Annotated in this window: 15 protein-coding genes; 9 read left to right on the forward strand and 6 right to left on the reverse strand. The window is 51.8% G+C overall.

Going from position 1 to position 17,324, the window contains the following annotated elements; genetic code table 11:
• Window positions 1–38: 38 nt before the first annotated feature.
• Complete coding sequence (locus tag EYZ66_RS03980; RefSeq protein ID WP_009574764.1) at window positions 39–1,484, forward strand: carotenoid oxygenase family protein; 1,446 nt, start codon at window positions 39–41, stop codon at window positions 1,482–1,484.
• An 88-nt stretch (window positions 1,485–1,572) separates the two neighbouring features.
• Window positions 1,573–2,238, forward strand: a complete 666-nt coding sequence (locus EYZ66_RS03985) for a class I SAM-dependent methyltransferase (protein WP_040815958.1) — start codon at window positions 1,573–1,575, stop codon at window positions 2,236–2,238.
• 2 nt (window positions 2,239–2,240) lie between these two features.
• On the opposite strand, the gene EYZ66_RS03990 is transcribed toward EYZ66_RS03985, so the two are convergent.
• Entirely contained in the window at window positions 2,241–2,666 is a 426-nt protein-coding gene (locus tag EYZ66_RS03990) for a secondary thiamine-phosphate synthase enzyme YjbQ (protein ID WP_040815960.1), read from the reverse strand.
• 268 nt (window positions 2,667–2,934) lie between these two features.
• Here EYZ66_RS03990 and EYZ66_RS03995 point away from each other — a divergent pair, with 268 nt between their 5' ends.
• Window positions 2,935–3,708, forward strand: coding sequence for a ferredoxin--NADP reductase (locus EYZ66_RS03995; RefSeq protein ID WP_009574767.1), 774 nt, complete (start codon window positions 2,935–2,937; stop codon window positions 3,706–3,708).
• Window positions 3,709–3,769: 61 nt separating this feature from the next.
• On the opposite strand, the gene EYZ66_RS04000 is transcribed toward EYZ66_RS03995, so the two are convergent.
• Both EYZ66_RS04000 and EYZ66_RS04005 read right to left on the reverse strand, forming a co-directional pair.
• Window positions 3,770–5,002 (reverse strand): DUF1214 domain-containing protein, encoded by a 1,233-nt coding sequence (locus tag EYZ66_RS04000; RefSeq protein ID WP_009574768.1) that lies wholly within the window; start codon window positions 5,000–5,002, stop codon window positions 3,770–3,772.
• Between the two features lie 62 nt (window positions 5,003–5,064).
• Window positions 5,065–5,730: a TetR/AcrR family transcriptional regulator gene (locus tag EYZ66_RS04005; RefSeq protein WP_009574769.1), complete on the reverse strand. Its 666-nt coding sequence runs from the start codon at window positions 5,728–5,730 to the stop codon at window positions 5,065–5,067.
• Between the two features lie 217 nt (window positions 5,731–5,947).
• Here EYZ66_RS04005 and EYZ66_RS04010 point away from each other — a divergent pair, with 217 nt between their 5' ends.
• Together EYZ66_RS04010 and EYZ66_RS04015 are read left to right on the forward strand one after the other, a co-directional pair.
• Window positions 5,948–7,666: an N-acyl-D-amino-acid deacylase family protein gene (locus EYZ66_RS04010; protein ID WP_009574770.1), complete on the forward strand. Its 1,719-nt coding sequence runs from the start codon at window positions 5,948–5,950 to the stop codon at window positions 7,664–7,666.
• 13 nt (window positions 7,667–7,679) lie between these two features.
• A complete protein-coding gene (locus tag EYZ66_RS04015) occupies window positions 7,680–8,567 on the forward strand; it encodes a Coq4 family protein (protein WP_009574771.1) in 888 nt (295 codons plus the stop codon).
• Between the two features lie 35 nt (window positions 8,568–8,602).
• On the opposite strand, the gene EYZ66_RS04020 is transcribed toward EYZ66_RS04015, so the two are convergent.
• Window positions 8,603–10,126: an AbgT family transporter gene (locus EYZ66_RS04020; protein WP_009574772.1), complete on the reverse strand. Its 1,524-nt coding sequence runs from the start codon at window positions 10,124–10,126 to the stop codon at window positions 8,603–8,605.
• 177 nt (window positions 10,127–10,303) lie between these two features.
• Here EYZ66_RS04020 and EYZ66_RS04025 point away from each other — a divergent pair, with 177 nt between their 5' ends.
• Window positions 10,304–10,876 (forward strand): NUDIX hydrolase, encoded by a 573-nt coding sequence (locus EYZ66_RS04025; RefSeq protein WP_009574773.1) that lies wholly within the window; start codon window positions 10,304–10,306, stop codon window positions 10,874–10,876.
• On the opposite strand, the gene pdsS is transcribed toward EYZ66_RS04025, so the two are convergent.
• Both pdsS and pdsR read right to left on the reverse strand, forming a co-directional pair.
• Window positions 10,869–13,028 carry a proteobacterial dedicated sortase system histidine kinase gene (gene pdsS / locus EYZ66_RS04030; protein ID WP_009574774.1) on the reverse strand — a complete coding sequence of 720 codons (2,160 nt, stop codon included), beginning with the start codon at window positions 13,026–13,028 and terminating at the stop codon, window positions 10,869–10,871. The two genes, EYZ66_RS04025 and pdsS, sit on opposite strands and share 8 nt — an antisense overlap.
• 5 nt (window positions 13,029–13,033) lie before the next feature.
• Entirely contained in the window at window positions 13,034–13,732 is a 699-nt protein-coding gene (gene pdsR, locus EYZ66_RS04035; RefSeq protein WP_009574775.1) for a proteobacterial dedicated sortase system response regulator, read from the reverse strand.
• A 194-nt stretch (window positions 13,733–13,926) separates the two neighbouring features.
• On the opposite strand from pdsR, the gene pdsO reads away from it, so the two are divergent.
• From pdsO to EYZ66_RS04050, 3 genes are read left to right on the forward strand one after another with little or no spacing between them, the layout of a single operon-like run.
• Window positions 13,927–14,613 (forward strand): sortase-associated OmpA-like protein PdsO, encoded by a 687-nt coding sequence (gene pdsO, locus EYZ66_RS04040; RefSeq protein WP_009574777.1) that lies wholly within the window; start codon window positions 13,927–13,929, stop codon window positions 14,611–14,613.
• 24 nt (window positions 14,614–14,637) lie between these two features.
• Complete coding sequence (locus tag EYZ66_RS04045) at window positions 14,638–16,665, forward strand: marine proteobacterial sortase target protein (protein ID WP_160195603.1); 2,028 nt, start codon at window positions 14,638–14,640, stop codon at window positions 16,663–16,665.
• A complete protein-coding gene (locus EYZ66_RS04050) occupies window positions 16,652–17,248 on the forward strand; it encodes a class GN sortase (RefSeq protein WP_050793361.1) in 597 nt (198 codons plus the stop codon). Before EYZ66_RS04045 ends, EYZ66_RS04050 begins: the two co-directional genes overlap by 14 nt.
• Window positions 17,249–17,324: the final 76 nt, after the last annotated feature.

Raw genomic sequence — 17,324 nt, forward strand, 5'->3', positions numbered from 1 at the left:
AAGGTTGCTGTTCGAACTTAGAGTATGTGAGGTTTACTATGGGTAAGCGTTTTGATGAGGCGCCCTTCGGGATTGATCATGGACCCTATTTGACGGGGGCATACGCTCCGGTTTTTGATGAAAAAGTCCTTGAAAATCTTGAGGTTGAAGGTGAGATCCCTGCCGATTTGAACGGCGTCTACCTGCGTAATGGACCCGATCAGCGCTTTGAGCCAAAAGCCATGCATCATCCTTTTGATGGCGATGGCATGTTATTTAACGCCCATTTTGATAATGGCAAAGTTACTATCCGCAACAAGTGGGTTCGTACTGAGGGCTGGCAAAAGGAAGATCAATCTGGGGGCTCTGAGTACTGGGGTATAATGTCGTCGCTGAAAGAATCACAAACTCAGCCGATGAAAGATACCGCTAACACCGATGTCATCGGTCATGCAGGCGTAGCGGTTGCCACTTGGTACTTGGCCGGCGAACCCTATTTGGTTGACCCCATTACCCTAGAGACTTTGGGCCCTGCGCCTTACACGGCGGCACCGGGTTATGGCTTTTCAGCGCACCCTAAAGTCGATGAGGTCAGCGAAGAATTGCTCTACTTCGATTATTTTCATGAGGCGCCTCACATGGCCTATGGCGTGGTAGGCCCAGACAAGCAGTTAAAGCACCACGTTGAAATTCCCCTGCCAGGCAATCGTTTACCGCACGACATGGCGATAACTGAACATTACTCTATCTTGCATGATTTACCGGTTTGGCATTGCGAAGAAGCTTACGCAGCCGGTCGCCACAAAATACTTTTCAATGCCGACACTCCGGCTCGTTTTGGCGTGATCCCGCGTTACGGTAAAACTGAAGAGCTTAAGTGGTTTGAGTTTTCACCGTGCTTTTTGTATCACGTAGTGAACTCGTGGGAAGAAGGCGATGAGATTGTGATGGTGGCCTGTCGGTTCATGCCCGTCATCAACGAGGACGGCGCCATTGACGAAGCGCGCACGGCAAAAAATATTGCCGAGTTACGTATGGATGCGCGCCTGTGGGAATACCGTATGAATTTGGCAACGGGTGAGGGTAAAGAAAAATGTTTAAACCCTGACCTCAACGTCGAGTTTCCATCCTTCGACAGCAGTCGTACCGGGCGTTTTACCCAGTGGGGCTATTTGGTTGACCACGATCCCGACACGCTGCATTGGACCGGTATCCGCAAGTTCAATACGACGACTGGGGAATGCGTGGGTTCTTGGACAGATGACCCCATTCACGCCTGGTATAATGAGCCTTGGTTTGCGCCTGCCGACAACCCCGAGAGCGAGGATCATGGTTATGTCGTCACTTTCGTCTGGAATGATCTCACCAAAGAGCAGCAACTGCAGATATTCGACGCGCGCGATATCAGCAAAGGTCCCATTGCTCGGGTCAAAATGCCCATCCGCGTGCCACAAGGGTTTCACGCCTGTTGGATGGCAGCCAATCGCATAGGCAACGCGGCCTAGGTGATTGGGTCAGCAGGGAACGCTGTTTTAACTTGGCTCGGTAAGCGGTTTAGTTTAGCGTAGCGGCTTTTCCTAAGCTGCTTAACCTATGCTCGATTTGCTTAGCCAACATCTACAATCTCGAATTCCTGGGGCGATCCTGAGCTGGCAATGTCCACCTCAAACGCCCGACTTACCCCTTTTGTTAATCAGCGAGGATTACCCCCGCGAAGGGCTGCCTTATGAGGTAGCGCAGGCGCTAATGGATAATCCGCCCTACTGGTGCTTTTGCTGGGCCAGCGGGCAGGTGTTAGCCCGGTATGTGTTGGAACATCCTGAAATCGTAAAGGATCAAACGGTCATCGATTTTGGTGCCGGTTGCGGCATTGTGGCTATTGCTGCAGCGCTAGCCGGTGCTCGGCGGGTTGTCGCTTGCGACCTAGATCCTAATGCGCTTGCCGCGTGCGAAGTAAATGCTGAACGCAATGGGGTGAATCTAGAGTACAGCGGCGATGTGTCTGATTTGCTTGTTGATGCCAGCATGACCTCGGCAATTATTACGGTAGCCGATGTCTTTTACGACCGCAATAATTTGCCCTTGCTCGACAAATTTAACGCTTTTTTTAAACAGGTTTTAGTCGCCGACTCGCGTCTAAAGGGTATGCCTTTGCCGGGCTTGCGGGTCTTGGGTGTTGAAGCCAGTCATACGGTGCCTGATTTGGACGAGTCAATTGAATTTAACCGCGTGACTTTGTATCGAACGGTAGAGCCTTGATGTTACAGGGTCTGACCCTGAAGCGTCAGTACCAATGTTCGACTACCGCCCTGGTCGCGGTGTTCGCACAAATAAATACCCTGCCATGTGCCCAAAGTTAATTGCCCGTTGCGGATGGGGATGGTGAGTTCTGGTCCTAATAAACTCGACTTGATGTGAGCCGGTAAGTCATCGCTGCCCTCGAGCGTATGTTCGTAGTAGGGGGCGTTCTCAGGCACTAGCCGGTCAAATACCTGCTCGAAATCACTTCGTACTGTAGGGTCGGCGTTCTCGTTAATGGTGAGTGACGCTGATGTGTGCTTGATGAAGACGTGCAGTAGACCCATATGCATCTGCCGCAGTGGTTCAAGTGCCTGTTCTATATCTCGAGTGATCAGGTGGAACCCGCGGATTCGAGGTCGTAATCTAAGTTCTGTTTGATACCACATTGGCAGACCTTTTCTAGTATGGGATGGTGCTTATCGCCTTGAAATAGTAACTCCTGCTGCGCGCTTATCAACCATTGCAGAGCTTTCGCGTGATTTCACAATTGAGGCCTGGTTTGCATTATCGTCTGCTCGCGTGGGGTTATCTCACTGATATGACTCAAAAAGTATAAGGTTAGCACCACTAATTCTTAGTCACGGGTGGTCAATTGTTGATCACTTAGCTATAGTGCGCGCGCACGAACAATACACCGACTGATAGGGCAGACAAATGGCCGCAACCTCACCCGTAACCGTCACTGAAGTTACCCATTGGAACGATAAGTTATTTAGCTTTAAAACCGAACGCGCACGCGAGTTTCGGTTTGAAACGGGCCAATTCGTTATGATCGGTCTTGAGATTAACGGTAAACCCATACTCCGTGCTTATTCGATTGCCAGTGCGAGTTACGATGATCACCTCGAGTTTTTAAGCATCAAAGTGCCCGACGGCCCATTAACGTCTCATTTGTGCAATATCAAAGCTGGCGATCAAATCTTGCTCGGTAAAAAACCAGTCGGCTCGCTGTTGCTGGCGGACTTAAACCCTGGGCGAAATCTATTTCTGTTCTCGACCGGCACGGGTTTGGCGCCATTTATGTCAATTATTCGAGATCCTGCCGCCTACGAACGCTACGAGCACGTGGTTGTGCTGCACGGAGTGCGTCGTGTGTCAGATTTGGCCTACAGAGAATACATTACCAAGGACCTAATGGAGCACGAGTTTCTGGGTGAATACACCAGCAAACAGCTTCTGTATTACCCCGTTGTCTCGCGTGAACCTTTCGAGCGCGGTGGGCGTATCACCGACCTAACCCGTTCAGGCACAATGTGCGAGGAATTGGGGCTGCCTCCCATTGACCCGGCACACGATCGCGCCATGATTTGTGGCAGTATGGAAATGTTGAAAGATACGTCGGCTATGCTTGATGAGATGGGACTACAGATTTCGCCCAACCAAGGTACGATTGGCGATTACGTGATCGAGCGCGCTTTTGTCGGCTAATCTTTACTTCGCTGGCAGACAATTTCCAAAGAGCCCCGAGGGGCTCTTTTGCGTTTAGCCCCTACGGCGCCCAGCGGCGCTGGATATGTTGACGCCTTTTTGTGCGCGCTTGCTCTCTATCCTGTGCTGTTGCTAATGCTGTGTCCTCGGGCAGCAATGCTGTCAGCTCGTTTAGCTTGACCAAGGTCGCCGTGGGCGTAGGTGATGAAGTGGTGTTCTGAAAACGATACATTACCGACCCCTCATTATGACCACCGGTATCCAGCCAATTCAGAATACCGGGGTCTTGCTTGGCAATCACCAAACGAATGATGCCATCGCTGTCAGTATGAGCCTGAAAGCTGTTGATACTGCCAAACCCAGTAATGTATTCGATCGACTCCCACCAATAGTTTCCTAATTGAAAGCTCCACATTTGGGCTTTAGGCGGCTCTAACTCAATGAGCAAGGCTTCGTCATCGGCAATATCAAACCACCCATCCCCGTAAGCGTTATTGCTCAAGCCTTGTTGGTTACCGACTAACAAGCGCAACTGATTCTTGAGTTGACTGCGGCTATTTTGAACCCAGCCATTCCAGAATGGCGCGCGACGCTCAAAGCGTTTGGCAATGGCCTGCATTAATTCTGCGGACTTCTCCATCGTCATGGGTGGGGGTGGGTGTGCAGTATCTAGGCGTTCAAGTAAGAAGGTAGACGGAGCCTCGTTGGGCCAATCACCGAAATATTCGCGAATCAGTAGCCGATTGCTGGTGGGTTGTAATTGCAAGAATGGACCTTGCCACTCTTCTGGTTTGGATAAGCCGATCACGAGCTCGAATTCACCGCTTGCGTTGGTTTGCAGTTGGGTTTGGTCAATAGAGGCATAAGATTTAAAGGTATCGGCAGACATGACCGACTGAATGCTTGTGATTTGTGCAGAGCCTAGCGTACCGCTCAAGCGATACAGGCCCGAGCTTTCGATAGCCGCGCCTTGATATTTCGCTTCAGAGGAGTCCAAACCCCATTTGTGGATGGTCGTTGCACCAACACGCAAGAGCGGTGTGTCGATTCGATACTCATCAAACTCTTGTGCGATAGCGGCACTGAGTTGTTGAACCAAATATAGGTTGGCTTCTGCCGCGTCGATATCGTCGCGCGTCGAGCTTTGCTCTAAGATTTGAGTACCTGCTTGCTGCAAAGCACTGGTGAATGCGGTCCATTCCTCAATGATCAGTGACGTACTCGAGTCGGGTGATTGCGCTCCTGTGCTATTGGCAACCGTCAACGCTAAGACCAGCAAGGCGATTCTACGCATATCGTTATCCTTATTCTGAGTTCTGATGTGGTGCAGAGCTGCATATGTGAGTGTGCCGTCGCTTACCTCCTGAGTTGAAACTCAATGCCGTTAAGCAACAAATTTAGGCTTTGTTCAAAGAGTTGATCAATGTCGCTAGATCCAATTTTCTCGACGAAATCCATTGATGTTATTGGGTGCGACCGTTTTTCATCTGCCGCTTCGCGCATGGAATCAATAGGTGGTTTGGTGTTGATTGAATCGTCATGCTCTATCTCGATCAGCACCAGTCCAGCGACACCCCGAATGTAGCTTTGCGCCAAGTTGATTTTTACCGGTTCATCAATGCCCAATTTCTCGAACACGGTCCAGACTGGCTCGATGACTCTAAACCAAGCAGTGGGGATATGCTGGCTCATTTTCAGCATCATGGTCGCATGTGGAAAGGTTCGATGATTGGCTCTAACAACAAAAGCCCAGGCTTTTAATGTGTCCCGCCATGAGGCATCACTGGGTATTTTGTCGAGCTCAACGCGCGAAGCCACCTCCTCTGCGGCATATCGCAGTAGATCGTCTTGGCCGGAAAAGTACACGTAAATGGCAGCGGGAGTCACGCCAAGTTCTTGCGCGAGTTTTCGGACGCTGAAGTTCTCGGGGTTTGAAGAATTTAATAGGCTAAGTGTTTTCTCGATAATTTTTTCCCGAGAAAGATTTGGCCTGCGCCCCCGTTTTGATTGTTGTGCCTGCATACTTCGCGATCTTTGTTTGTCTAGGCGCAGTTTACAGCGTCGGCGGCTCTAGGCAAATTGTGTCGAATACGAGACGCACTTTTGATGTCCAAATGACCTATAAAATTTTGCCGCTCAGGCTTGACCGAATTGTCCCTCCAGTTATAACTTAACGGTGTTAACTAAATAACAAAACGCTCAAATTATCACAATAAAGCGCATACAAGAGGGAAGATCTATGTCCAGTACGTTCATACAGGGTGGCACCGTCGTCGATGGCACCGGCGCACCGGCCTATACCGCTAATGTCCGAATTGAAGATGGTGTTATCGCTGCAATCGGTGTCGACGTCTCGGCGCAAGCTGGTGATGAGGTGATCGACGCCGCCGGCTGTTACGTGGCACCTGGGTTCATTGAAACGCACACGCACTTTGACGCGAACATGTGGTGGCAACCTGATCTGGATCCATTGCCCGGTTATGGTGTCACCACGACGATATTGGGTAATTGTGGATTCACCGCTGCGCCCGTTTCAGACGATGAGGCAGTTCGCCTTGAAATGGTCAATATTTTCTCGTTCTTTGAAGATATTCCGGTGGCGCCATTCCTAGATCACCTGCCTTGGGATTGGCGCACCTGGCCCGAATACAAAGAGTCGATGACCTCCAAAGTGAAAGTTCCTGCAAACTACGCGGCGTTCGTTGGACACCTTGCTATTCGTCTCGTTGTGATGGGGCTGGAGGCCTGGGAGCGGGCCGCAACACCGGAAGAAATTCAAAAAATGTGCGCGATGCTCGATGAAGCGTTGGCAGCTGGCGCTTTGGGTATGTCGTCCAATTTATTGGATCATGACGGCCAAGACAGGCCGGTGCCCACCATGCTGGCAACCGATGAAGAGTGGGAGGCCTTGTTTGATGTATTAGCCAAATACCCTGGTGCGACGCTGCAGGTGATCGTCGACACCTTTATGCGTAAAACAGCGGCAGAATCGGTCGAGCGTATTGACCGCTTAATCGGCGACAGGCGGATCCGTGCGCAAGTCGCAGGCATGGCCCCGACTCTGACGTTCCAGAAAGATATCGAAGAGAAGGTAGGGCCATTGCGTCGTCGTCTGGCCGCTGAAAAGCGTGATATTCGCGCGGGTTTTGCTCACGTGCCGCCCACCAGTGTCATTAGCATCAAAAAATCGCTGATCTTTGCGCAGTCTAATGATTATGTCTGGCATGAGGTGGTATTGGCCGAAACCGAAGAGGAAAAGTTGCGCATTCTTCAAGATGAAGATTGGCGTGCTCGCGCTCGTGTTTCTTGGGATGAAAAGGTTTGGAGGCACTCGCCATTTGCTAACCCGCAGAGCTTGCTGTTAATTAACTCTGAAAATGGCGTGGGTCCGGTCGACATTTCATTAGAGCAGTACGCCAATGATCGCGGTTTACATCCGTCTGATGCGATGGCTGATTGGCTCATATTGAATTCGGTGCACTCAACCGTCCACATGGCGCCATTCCCTCAAGACGAGGAGATGGTGGTGGAACTGATTAAAGACCCTTGGTCGGTTCCCAACATTAGCGATGCCGGTGCCCATGGGCAAATGCTGTGTGGTGGCGGCGAGAATATTCGGTTGCTGACGTACTACTGCCGCGAGAAAGGCTGGATTACCGTCGAGGAAGCCGTTCATGCACAAACGGGTAAGTTAGCGGACTTCTTCGGCTTACACGATCTGGGTAAGCTTCAGGTCGGCAAGCGTGCCGACATTACGGTGTTTAACATGGATGAAATCGAGCGTCGGCCCATGAAAAAGGCCTTTGATGTACCCGACGAAAACGGCGGTACAACGTGGCGTTTTACGCGCGATCCTGCGCCCGTGCGTGTGACTATGGTTAACGGTGAGGTGACCTTTGCCGGCGGTGTGGCAACAGGGGCCGCGCCGGGGCAAATGTTGGCACCCTCTGCCGCGTAACAGGAGAGCAACAATGACCAATAAAGAAACGCCTTATTTGATGAAGGGCGCCAAACCGCCGACATCCAACAGCTCAATATTGTTGAGTTCCTCGCGCTACATGAATGACCCACGATTGCGGGAGGCCATCGCGCTCAGGATGCTGGGTAAAAACGGGCGCGATTTGCCCTCGACCTATACCTTGCCGGCTCTGTTCCAAGCCCTGTCTGAAAACGAGGATTACGAAGAGCTTTTCACCCTATTTGCACAGGAACGTGCGCAGAATAAAGCCTTTGATGCGTGGATGTCAGAAGGCTTTTTATCCACCATGTCGCGAGATGATTTTCGAGACTTTGCACCGGGTACGGTAGGGCGAATTTATTATGAGTATCTACACGACCGTGATTTTGAGCCCAATATTGTTGCTTTCAAACAACCCGAAAATGAGATGGAGTATTGGGTAATTCGCGCCTCTCAGGTCCACGATGTGTTTGAGCATATCCTAGCCGGCGCGCCTTTTGATGTCATAAACGAGATGGTGCCGACCTCAATGAAATTGACCAACGCCCACAAGCATTTAAGCTCGGGGTTGGCGGGCAAGCTCACCATAATCAACTCAATTTTGACCACCGGCCAAATTAACCGCGCCACCTTGCATTATCCCGCGTGCGTACCGGCTTTGCTGGAGCGTCTTGAGCGCGGGCTGATGATAGGTCGCTCTTCTGACGCCTACTTCATGATGAAGTACGAGGATATCCTGCACTTAAGTGTTGACGAGGCCCGAAAAGTGATTGGCATGAACAATACGCTGGAAGTCGATTACGGCGAATTATCCGATATCCTCACCGAAGGAGCGTATGGTGACGATATCGCGGCAATGGAAAAGCGCAGAGCCGAGCGCTTAGCGGCTGAGGCGGCTTAGTAACATGGCCCCGCCGCAAACGGGGCCAGTCAGCATTAGTACTCGTAGCTCGCCTGCAAACCGAGCGGAACTTCAAGCCCCCACATCAATAACAAGAAGGCTGTCCATGCCACAAGGAAGGCCAAGGTGTAGGGCAGCATCATCGCAACCAAGGTGCCTATTCCTGTCGATTTAACGTACTTCTGACAGTAAACAACGACGAGAGGGAAGTAGGGCATCAGTGGGGTAATGATGTTGGAGGTCGAGTCACCGACTCGGTAGGCGGCCTGAGTCAGGTCTGGTGAAATGCCCAACTGCATTAGCATGGGTACAAAGATGGGGGCTAATAGTGCCCACTTCGCCGACGCTGATCCCACAAATAAGTTAAGAAGCGCAGTCAACAAGACAATGCCAATGACCGTGACCGATCCGGGTAGTCCCGATGCTTTGAGTAATTCCGCACCCTCTAGCGCTAACAAGATCCCCAAGTTAGACGCCGAAAAGCTATAAATGAATTGGGCGATAAAGAACATGATGACTAGGTAGTAGCCCATATCTTGCATCGACTTTGTCATGCCTTCGATGACATCTTTCGAGCTTTTGACGGTGCCGGCTACTACGCCGTAAACCACAGCGGGCAGTAAGAACAGGACAAAGATGAGTGGAACAATGGAGCCCATCAATGGCGCACCAAATTCCGTTAGCGTACCGCCTGCTCCTCGCCAAGCGGATGTCTCGGGAATCGCGCTGGCAGCCAACGCCGCCGCAGCTCCCCCCATGCTGAGTAGCGCGTAACGCAGTGCTTTTTGCTCTTGCGCATTCAAGTTCTCGCTGACATCTGATGTCGTCGGGTTCGCGTCCAGAGCGGTGCCCTGCAGTCGGGGTTCTACAATCCGATCGGTAATAAACCAACCTAGCAGGATAATGAGGATCGAAGAGAGCGAGGTGAAGTAGTAGTTGTTGAGAGGATTGAGCACGATGTCTGGATTGAGAATTTGCGCGCCTGTTTGGGTAATGCCCTGCAGCATGGGGTCAATGGCAGAGGGGATAAAGTTAGCAGAAAAGCCACCCGATACACCGGCAAAAGCCGCGGCAATACCCGCCAATGGGTGACGACCTGCGGCATAAAAAATGACGCCACCCAAGGGAATAACGAGTACATACCCTGCATCGGCTGCGGTATGGCTGACAATCCCTACCAGAATAATCATGGGTGTTAACAGCCAGCGCGCGGTAACACTAAGCAACGCTTTTAAACCCGTATTGATAAAGCCAGTATGTTCAGCAACGCCAATTCCAAGCATAGCAACCAGTACCACGCCGATGGGGTGAAAGTGCGCAAAATTTTTGACCAGCTGCGTCATGAAGGTGGCAAGTGCATCCGCTGATAATTGGTTGTGGACGACGACCGAGGTGCCCGTTCGCGGATCGATCAAATCGTAGTCGAACAAAGAGAAGATGGCTGACAAAGCCCATACCACGAAGAGTAAACCGACAAATAACATGGCTGGGTCGGGTAGCGCGTTGCCCCAGCGCTCGATGGTGGACAAGGCGCGTTGTCCCAACGTTTTTTGCGTCATAGCCGTTTCCTTAACGTTTTAATGTTGAAATTGGACGTTATCTAGGCACTAAGGTCAAGGTGAAAAGACACCAGTGCAAGTGCTACTGTGTGCGTGGCTTCGGCATAGTCCATCCAAATCTTGCGGCTCGGTCGCGTATCCGTTGAAATGGGGTTAACAGATAAGAGAAGACCGCATATGTCCGACCGCCCTTTTTGCCGACGCTGTGGAACCCTGCTCACTGAGCGCGTGCCTGCGGGGGATCACAAGCCCCGTTGGTGCTGTGACGCCTGTAGCTTCATTGATTACGACAACCCAAAGATTATCGTAGCCTGCATTGCAACAGTGGGTGATCGAGTCTTGTGGATTAAGCGGGGAACCCCACCCAAGCAGGGTTGTTGGGCGCAACCCTCGGGTTTTATGGAAAATGGAGAAACCCCCGAGCAGGCCGCCGCCCGTGAGCTATTTGAAGAGACGGGCGCGGTGATCGACCCAGCCAAGCTAAACTTATTTCTGGTGGGTTCTTTACCGGCCATCAGCGAAGTGTATCTCGTGTATTACGGTGAGCTCGACGATTTTCAGGTCGCGACGACGGATGAGGCGCTGGAGATTCGTTTGTGTGATGAATCCGAGGCACCATGGGATCAATACGCCTATCCCGAGGTCATAGAAGCGACACGTCAGTTTTATCGCGATCATGCTAAGCGCTCATACGGCGTCTACCGCGGACGTTATGTGGATGGTGTGAATACCATCGAGCGGGTTAACTGAGCGGGATTAGGACGCGCACGACAACCCCTTTGGTGTCGTCTCTGTTGGCAATTTCAATGCGCCCCTTGTGGAACTCGGCGATCAAGCGAGCGATGTAGAGTCCCAGTCCAAGGTGAGGCTGCTGATTAGCCCCCGGATTTGTGCGCACCGAAACCATGGAATCGAAGAGCCGGCCTTGCATGTTGTCTGGGAGCTCGGGTCCCTGATTTTTTACCTCAATATGAGCGGTTTGATTGCGGACTTCGAGGGTCACGCTTATGGGCGTTCCTTCTGGCGCAAATTCCATGGCGTTGTTAATCAGTTTGTCCAAGAGTTGGGCGAGGAGGTCTGGGGCACCATGCAGTTGGACTTTGGCTTGAGCGCAGACTAGATGGATCTCTCGCCCGGGGTAGGCTAAGCGGTACCCTTGTATACAACCCTCGAGTAGCGCTACAAGGTTAAAATCTTGGTTCTCGGTTTGCTGTAAGCTTTCCTCTAACCGTGACGCCTCACTCATGTTGGTGAGTATGGACGACAAGCGGTCCAGACCTTCACGCGCCCGCTGTAAATAAACGGAATCCCCAATGCCCTCTTGCTCCATATCGAGGGTTTCGAGTGATGATTTTACGACGGCCACAGGCGTTCTCAGCTCATGCGACAGGCGCGACGACATGTTCTCCAAGTAGTGGTGGTATTGGGTCAGGCGATGAAGCATGCCGGCGTAGCTTCTGGATAAATCGCCAATTTCGTCATGAGCGGTCGAGGCCTCGATTGGTGCCTGAATTCTACCTCGCGTATCGATGGCCAGCTCTGCCTGATCGCGCAGTGTTCGAATTCGGGCTGAAATGCGTGACGCGAACAAGAAAATGCCAACGGTACTAATCAGCATTACCCCAAGCATCATGGTAAAAAGCTTTTCTAGGGCGCGGTTGCGCAAGGTACGAATACCGTTCGTGGTTTCTTCGGCGATTACGGCCCCCATAACCTGTTGGTTAATGTAAATAGGGTAGGCCGCTGCCAGAATTACGGCCTTATTATCAGCCGTCAGACGCCAGCTAGAACCTGCTCGTCCGGCTAGCGCTTCTTCGATATGCAATCCTTCTAGATTACCGGCGTCATAGAGCTCATCGATAAAATCTTTTGGTGGTTTGGTTAAAAATTGGTAGTACAAGGGATGCAGAAATGTCTGCTCGAAGCGTCGCCATGCACTGTCCTCAGTGACGTCGTCATTCCCTGTGTTCCAGGCCCCATCGGTTGTTTTAATGTCGCCAGCTTTTGCGAGCACCCGCTGATGTTGGTCGACCACCCAAATTCTTGAGGCACTGTGTCCTAGACCTTTAATAATCTGTTCAATTTCAGGTGAGGGCACGAGCACGGTGCCGAGCTTATCCTCGTTCCAGATATCCGATGTGCTAATGGTAACCGCTGGCTCTTTCCTTTGCCGGTCAAAATCGGTAATCGCAAAACTGAGTTTGCTGCTGAGCATCTTCAAAGGAATACGAAGCTCGACGTTGTAGCCTTGCGGAGTTTCGGCCAGCGCGCCTTGAATTCGAGGTTCCGGTTTTAACGGCGTGGTGCTGGAGTTGTCATCTGTTGCGATTTCGTAGGGCGTAAGCCAGCCTGCCTGGTAGGGGCTGATGAGGTAGCGCCTGAAATCGCCCGCTGGCGTCGTGAAAGCAATTTGAAGGTGGTCGTTGCGATCCACCTTCAAGCTATTCTGCGGTCGGTAGGTGATAGATTCATCGCTCACCTCAAAATAGGCGTAAAGATGCTCCCTGTATTTGCCCACCATGTGCCTGAAGGTGAGCGTGCCGGGGTGGTAGGTATCGCTTTGCAGCAAAATGTTATTGGCACCATAATCCAACGCGTGCTGTTTCAACCGCCAGTCGCGCAAATCGCCATCCAAGCGAATGGGGTCGACAATGGGGTAGGCATACAGATCTCGACCTCGCTCGAGACTACGGTAACTCGCCTGCAAGTCGAACAGCTTTGGTCGTTCGTGCAGCGCTGTGGCCACCGCTCTTACGGTGCCTTGCAGTGTTTTTTCTTGCCCGGCGCGCAGGTATTTTTCCATCTCCCAAATGTACTCGTAACCGATCCACGGAATGGTAAATAAGAACCCAGAGATCAACAGCAGCTTAGTGCGTAGGCCCGGTCGAAATAAACGATTCACTGGCTTTACACCTGATCCTGCGTCCAGCGATAGCCCATGCCATAGACGGTATCGATAGCGTCGAAGGTTGAATCAAGTTGCTGAAACTTTTTGCGGATACGCTTAATGTGCGAGGTGATGGTGCTGTCATCGACCACGACTTGGGCATCGCGCATGAGCTGCTGGCGATTTTTTACGTGGCCTGCATGGCGCGCTAAGGCGTAAACCATCCAGAGTTCAGTTACGGTAAGGTCTACCGTTTGATCTTTCCAGCGTACCTGCATGCGCGCCATATCAAGCTCCAGACTGCCACAAACATGTTTTTGACTAGCGTCTGAGGGTTGCTTAATGGCCTCTAGACGGCGGAACAGCGCCGCAATACGCGCGGTCATGTGGGGAATGCTAATGTCTTTTGTCAGGTAGTCATCCGCGCCCATCCGCAACCCTGACACTGTGTCTAAGTCAGAGTCTCGTGCGGTTAAAAAGATTATGGGTAAAGTCGACGATAGGCGTCTCAGACTTTGGCAGAGCGCGAAACCACCATCGATTTCATCTTCTAAGCCAATATCGATGATAGCGAGGTCAGGTAGGGCTCGCTCAAAACCCAGCATAGCGTCAGGTCGATTTTTGTAGGTCGCTACTTGGTACCCTTGGCGGCGTAACACCGCAGCGTAATTCTCGCGGATCGCTGGTTCATCTTCGACGATGGCGATAGAGCGGCTCATGAAAACTTCCTATGCAACATGTGTTGTGTCACGGCGACTATACAACATCCAAAGCAGGTTTCGGCCCTGGATCAGTAAAAGCCATAATTTCGCCACAATTGATCGTCAGATTGCCTTTTTTGATGCCAAATTTTGCCGCTTTAGTGCGCTTTACTGTGCACATCTGAAAGTAAAACGCCACTGGGAGGCACACAATGAAAAAGCAAATAGTCATGGGTTTAATCGTAGCATCAATGGCATCTGCGGGAGCGGATGCTGCAGAGAAGAAACTGAATTCACCAGAGAATATCGGTTTTGGTAGCGGTTTGGTGGCGGGCGCAGCGATAGGCGGCCCGGTTGGCGGCATGATTGGTGCCTTGGGCGGTATTTTATTGGGTAACTCCATCACCACGGAAAAAACGATTGCTGAATTGCAGGCTTCGTTGGCTGATAACGAGAGCGCTTTAGCGGCCGAGCGAGCTTCCCGAATTGCGCTGGAGAAACGAAATGCTCAATTGGCCGCCAGCATGGAAAGAAGCCGCCTAGAGCTTGCCATGAATGTGCAGTTTCGCACTGGATCTAGCGAGCTGGAACCCCTGTATCAGCAGTCGCTCGAGAACATGGTCGAGCTGTTGAAAAAGGACTCCAGTTTGCAAGTGACATTATCGGGCTACGCCGATCGTCGCGGTGATGAAGCCTTCAACGAGCAGCTATCAGCTCAGCGAGTCGCAGCAGTGCAGCAGGTCTTCCGCAACGGCGGTATTCATTTAAATCGAATCAAGACCCGGGAGTTCGGAGAGCGGAGCCCGGTTGATCCAACGGTATCGATGGATGGTCACGCCTTTGATCGACGCGTGGCGATTGAGGTGAGCGGGTCAACCAGCATGATTGTACACCGTTAATCGAAACGATAGGGGGAGATCATCATGTCAAAGTCTCAAACACCAGGCGCCAGTTGGCGCCTTTTTTTGTTTACTGTCGTCCTTTGTTTGACTGGTGTGAGTGCAGCCCTAGCGAGTAATGAAGTCACACGAGGTACTTTACGACTGGCCGGAGAGCAAGCAGGTGTAGACGTCACGCTAGTCAGCTCAGATGTCAATATTACGGTATCGGGGCCAGTGGCACGCACGGTTCTGACGCAGCATTTCCGTAACCCAAGCTCGCAGTGGTCTGAGGGCGTTTATGTGTTTCCTCTGCCACCCGATGCTGCGGTTGATCGCTTGGTGATGAATGTCGGTGAGCGCGTGATCGAGGGAGAAATACAAGAGAAGCAGGAAGCAAAAGCGACGTATCAAGCCGCTCGAGCCGCGGGCAGGCGTGCCACACTTGTGGAACAGGACCGCCCCAATCTATTCACCACGTCGGTCGCTAACATTCCCCCGCATGGCGACATCACGGTGACCATTGAGTATCAGCAAAAGGTAAATTGGCGAGACGGTAAATTTGGGCTGCATTTTCCGATGGCCATCACGCCACGCTATTCACCGTTTCAGATTCCAATCGATGAAGTTTTTAAGGTCGATGAGCTGGTCGATGGTTGGCTTATTTTGCCCGGCGAGCGCCCGCATCAATTGAACTTAGCAGCCCAAGACCATCCCACGCAGACCGCAAACATTACGGTCGTTCTAAATCCTGGTTTTGAACTTGCCCAAGTGAGCAGTCGATCGCATGCGATCGTTCAGTCAGAGCTTGAACCAGGGCGCACCGAAATTCGTTTGGCAGATGCGGAAGTGCCGGCGGACAGAGATTTTCTATTATCGTGGCGACCGGCTGAAGGTCGTCTGCCGCAGGCCAGTTTCTTCAGTGAATCATCAGAACTCGGCGGTTTTGGTTTGCTGTCGGTCTTGCCTCCGTCACAACAGGATTGGGCGGCGCCACCGCGCGAGGTGGTTTTTGTGATCGATACCTCGGGCTCAATGGCCGGGCAATCCATTGTCGCTGCCCGTCGCGCACTGGTCGAGAGCTTGAAGTCCTTACGCCCAGAGGATGCGTTCAATATTGTCGAATTCAACCATGAGGCCTCAGCGTTGTTTGCACAACCGTATCCTGCAGAAAATTACGCCTTAGCCCACGCTATTCGCTTTATTCGAAGCTTAGAGGCAGACGGTGGAACCGAGATCGAAGCCGCTTTTGATTTGACGCTGGCGCTGCCCACCGATGCTCAAAAGCTACGTCAGATTATCTTCATCACAGACGGGAGCGTATCGAATGAGAGCGAGTTACTAGCCAAAATTAACCGCGAGCTTGAAGATAGGCGCTTGTTCACGGTTGGTATAGGGTCCTCGCCTAACCGATATTTTATGGAGGAGGCCGCACGAGCTGGCCGTGGCACGTTCTCTTATATTGCGAATGTCAGCGATGTCGAAGACGAGATAGGTCGCTTGTTGGGTAAACTCTCTAGGCCGGCGTTAACTGATATTACTATCGAAGGCGAGGGGTTTACTGATTTAACGCCAAGTCGAATACCAGATTTATACTTTGGTGAGCCTCTCTCTGTTGCTCTACGCTTGCTTCAAAATGATAGCGAGGTTCGCATCAGCGGCAGGCTGGTTGATACGGCTTGGTCACAAAACCTGGCGATTAAAGCCGTCGGGGCAAGCTCGGGTATTCGTATTAATTGGGCTCGAGAGATGATCGCACAATGGAACAGGGCGGGTATTCGAGGTGTCCCCAAAGAGCAAGTCAGAGAAGCTGTGCTGGATTTGGCCTTGAACCACCATTTGGTCAGTGATTTCACCAGTTTGGTGGCAGTGGACAAAACGCCTGTGCGCTCTGTAACCATACCGCTGAGGCGTGATGATATTGCTCCGCCGATGCCATATGGTTTGAAGGTGTCGATGCCACAAACTGCGCTGGGTTACGAAAGAAACGTCATGTACGCATTGATGTTGTTGCTGGTGGGCTGTTGTTTTCTTTGGGCTGCGAGACGGGATGTAGCCTATGCAAAAGTTTAAGTTACGCTCGAGTAGTCGGCGACTCGGGTTGGCTATTATTGTGACGGGATTTGCTCTTTTACTGCACTCTTTATGGCTACCCGCGAAGGCAGAGCTTGCTCAATTCTTGTTATCGCGTGCTTGGACTAAAACCCTCGAGACTCAGCAATACACGCCGCCGTGGCCATGGGCCGATCACTACCCGGTGGCACGACTGATCGCGCCATCGCAGCAAATTGAGCAGATCGTGTTGGCTGGTGATTCGGGCTCGGTGTTGGCCTTTGCACCGGGACTCAACATGGCAGCTGATTCGTCGGTGACCGGAGCGAAGATCATCTCGGCTCATCGAGATACGCACTTTCGATTTTTGAAGGCTGTGAATGTCGATGACGCCCTGGTGTTGCGAACAGTCAACGAGCTATTGGCGTACCGAGTGACGGAAATTAACGTAATGAACGAGACTGAGTTTTTGTACCCTGAAATGAATCCGGGCGGATTGTATCTCGTAACATGCTATCCCTTCGATGCGATGGGTTCTGCGAGCAATCAGCGTTTGGTGGTGTCAGCGGTGCCAGAGCCTGTGCGTAAAGTCTATAACCTGTAATGCGGAGCGAGCGACCTTAGCTCAGTGCGGACTATCGCGCTCGGGTGACACGTAAGGCCCCGCACGAGGCCTTACA

The sequence above is a fragment of the Aequoribacter fuscus genome (assembly GCF_009910365.1).
Taxonomy (GTDB): Bacteria; Pseudomonadota; Gammaproteobacteria; order Pseudomonadales; family Halieaceae; genus Aequoribacter; species Aequoribacter fuscus.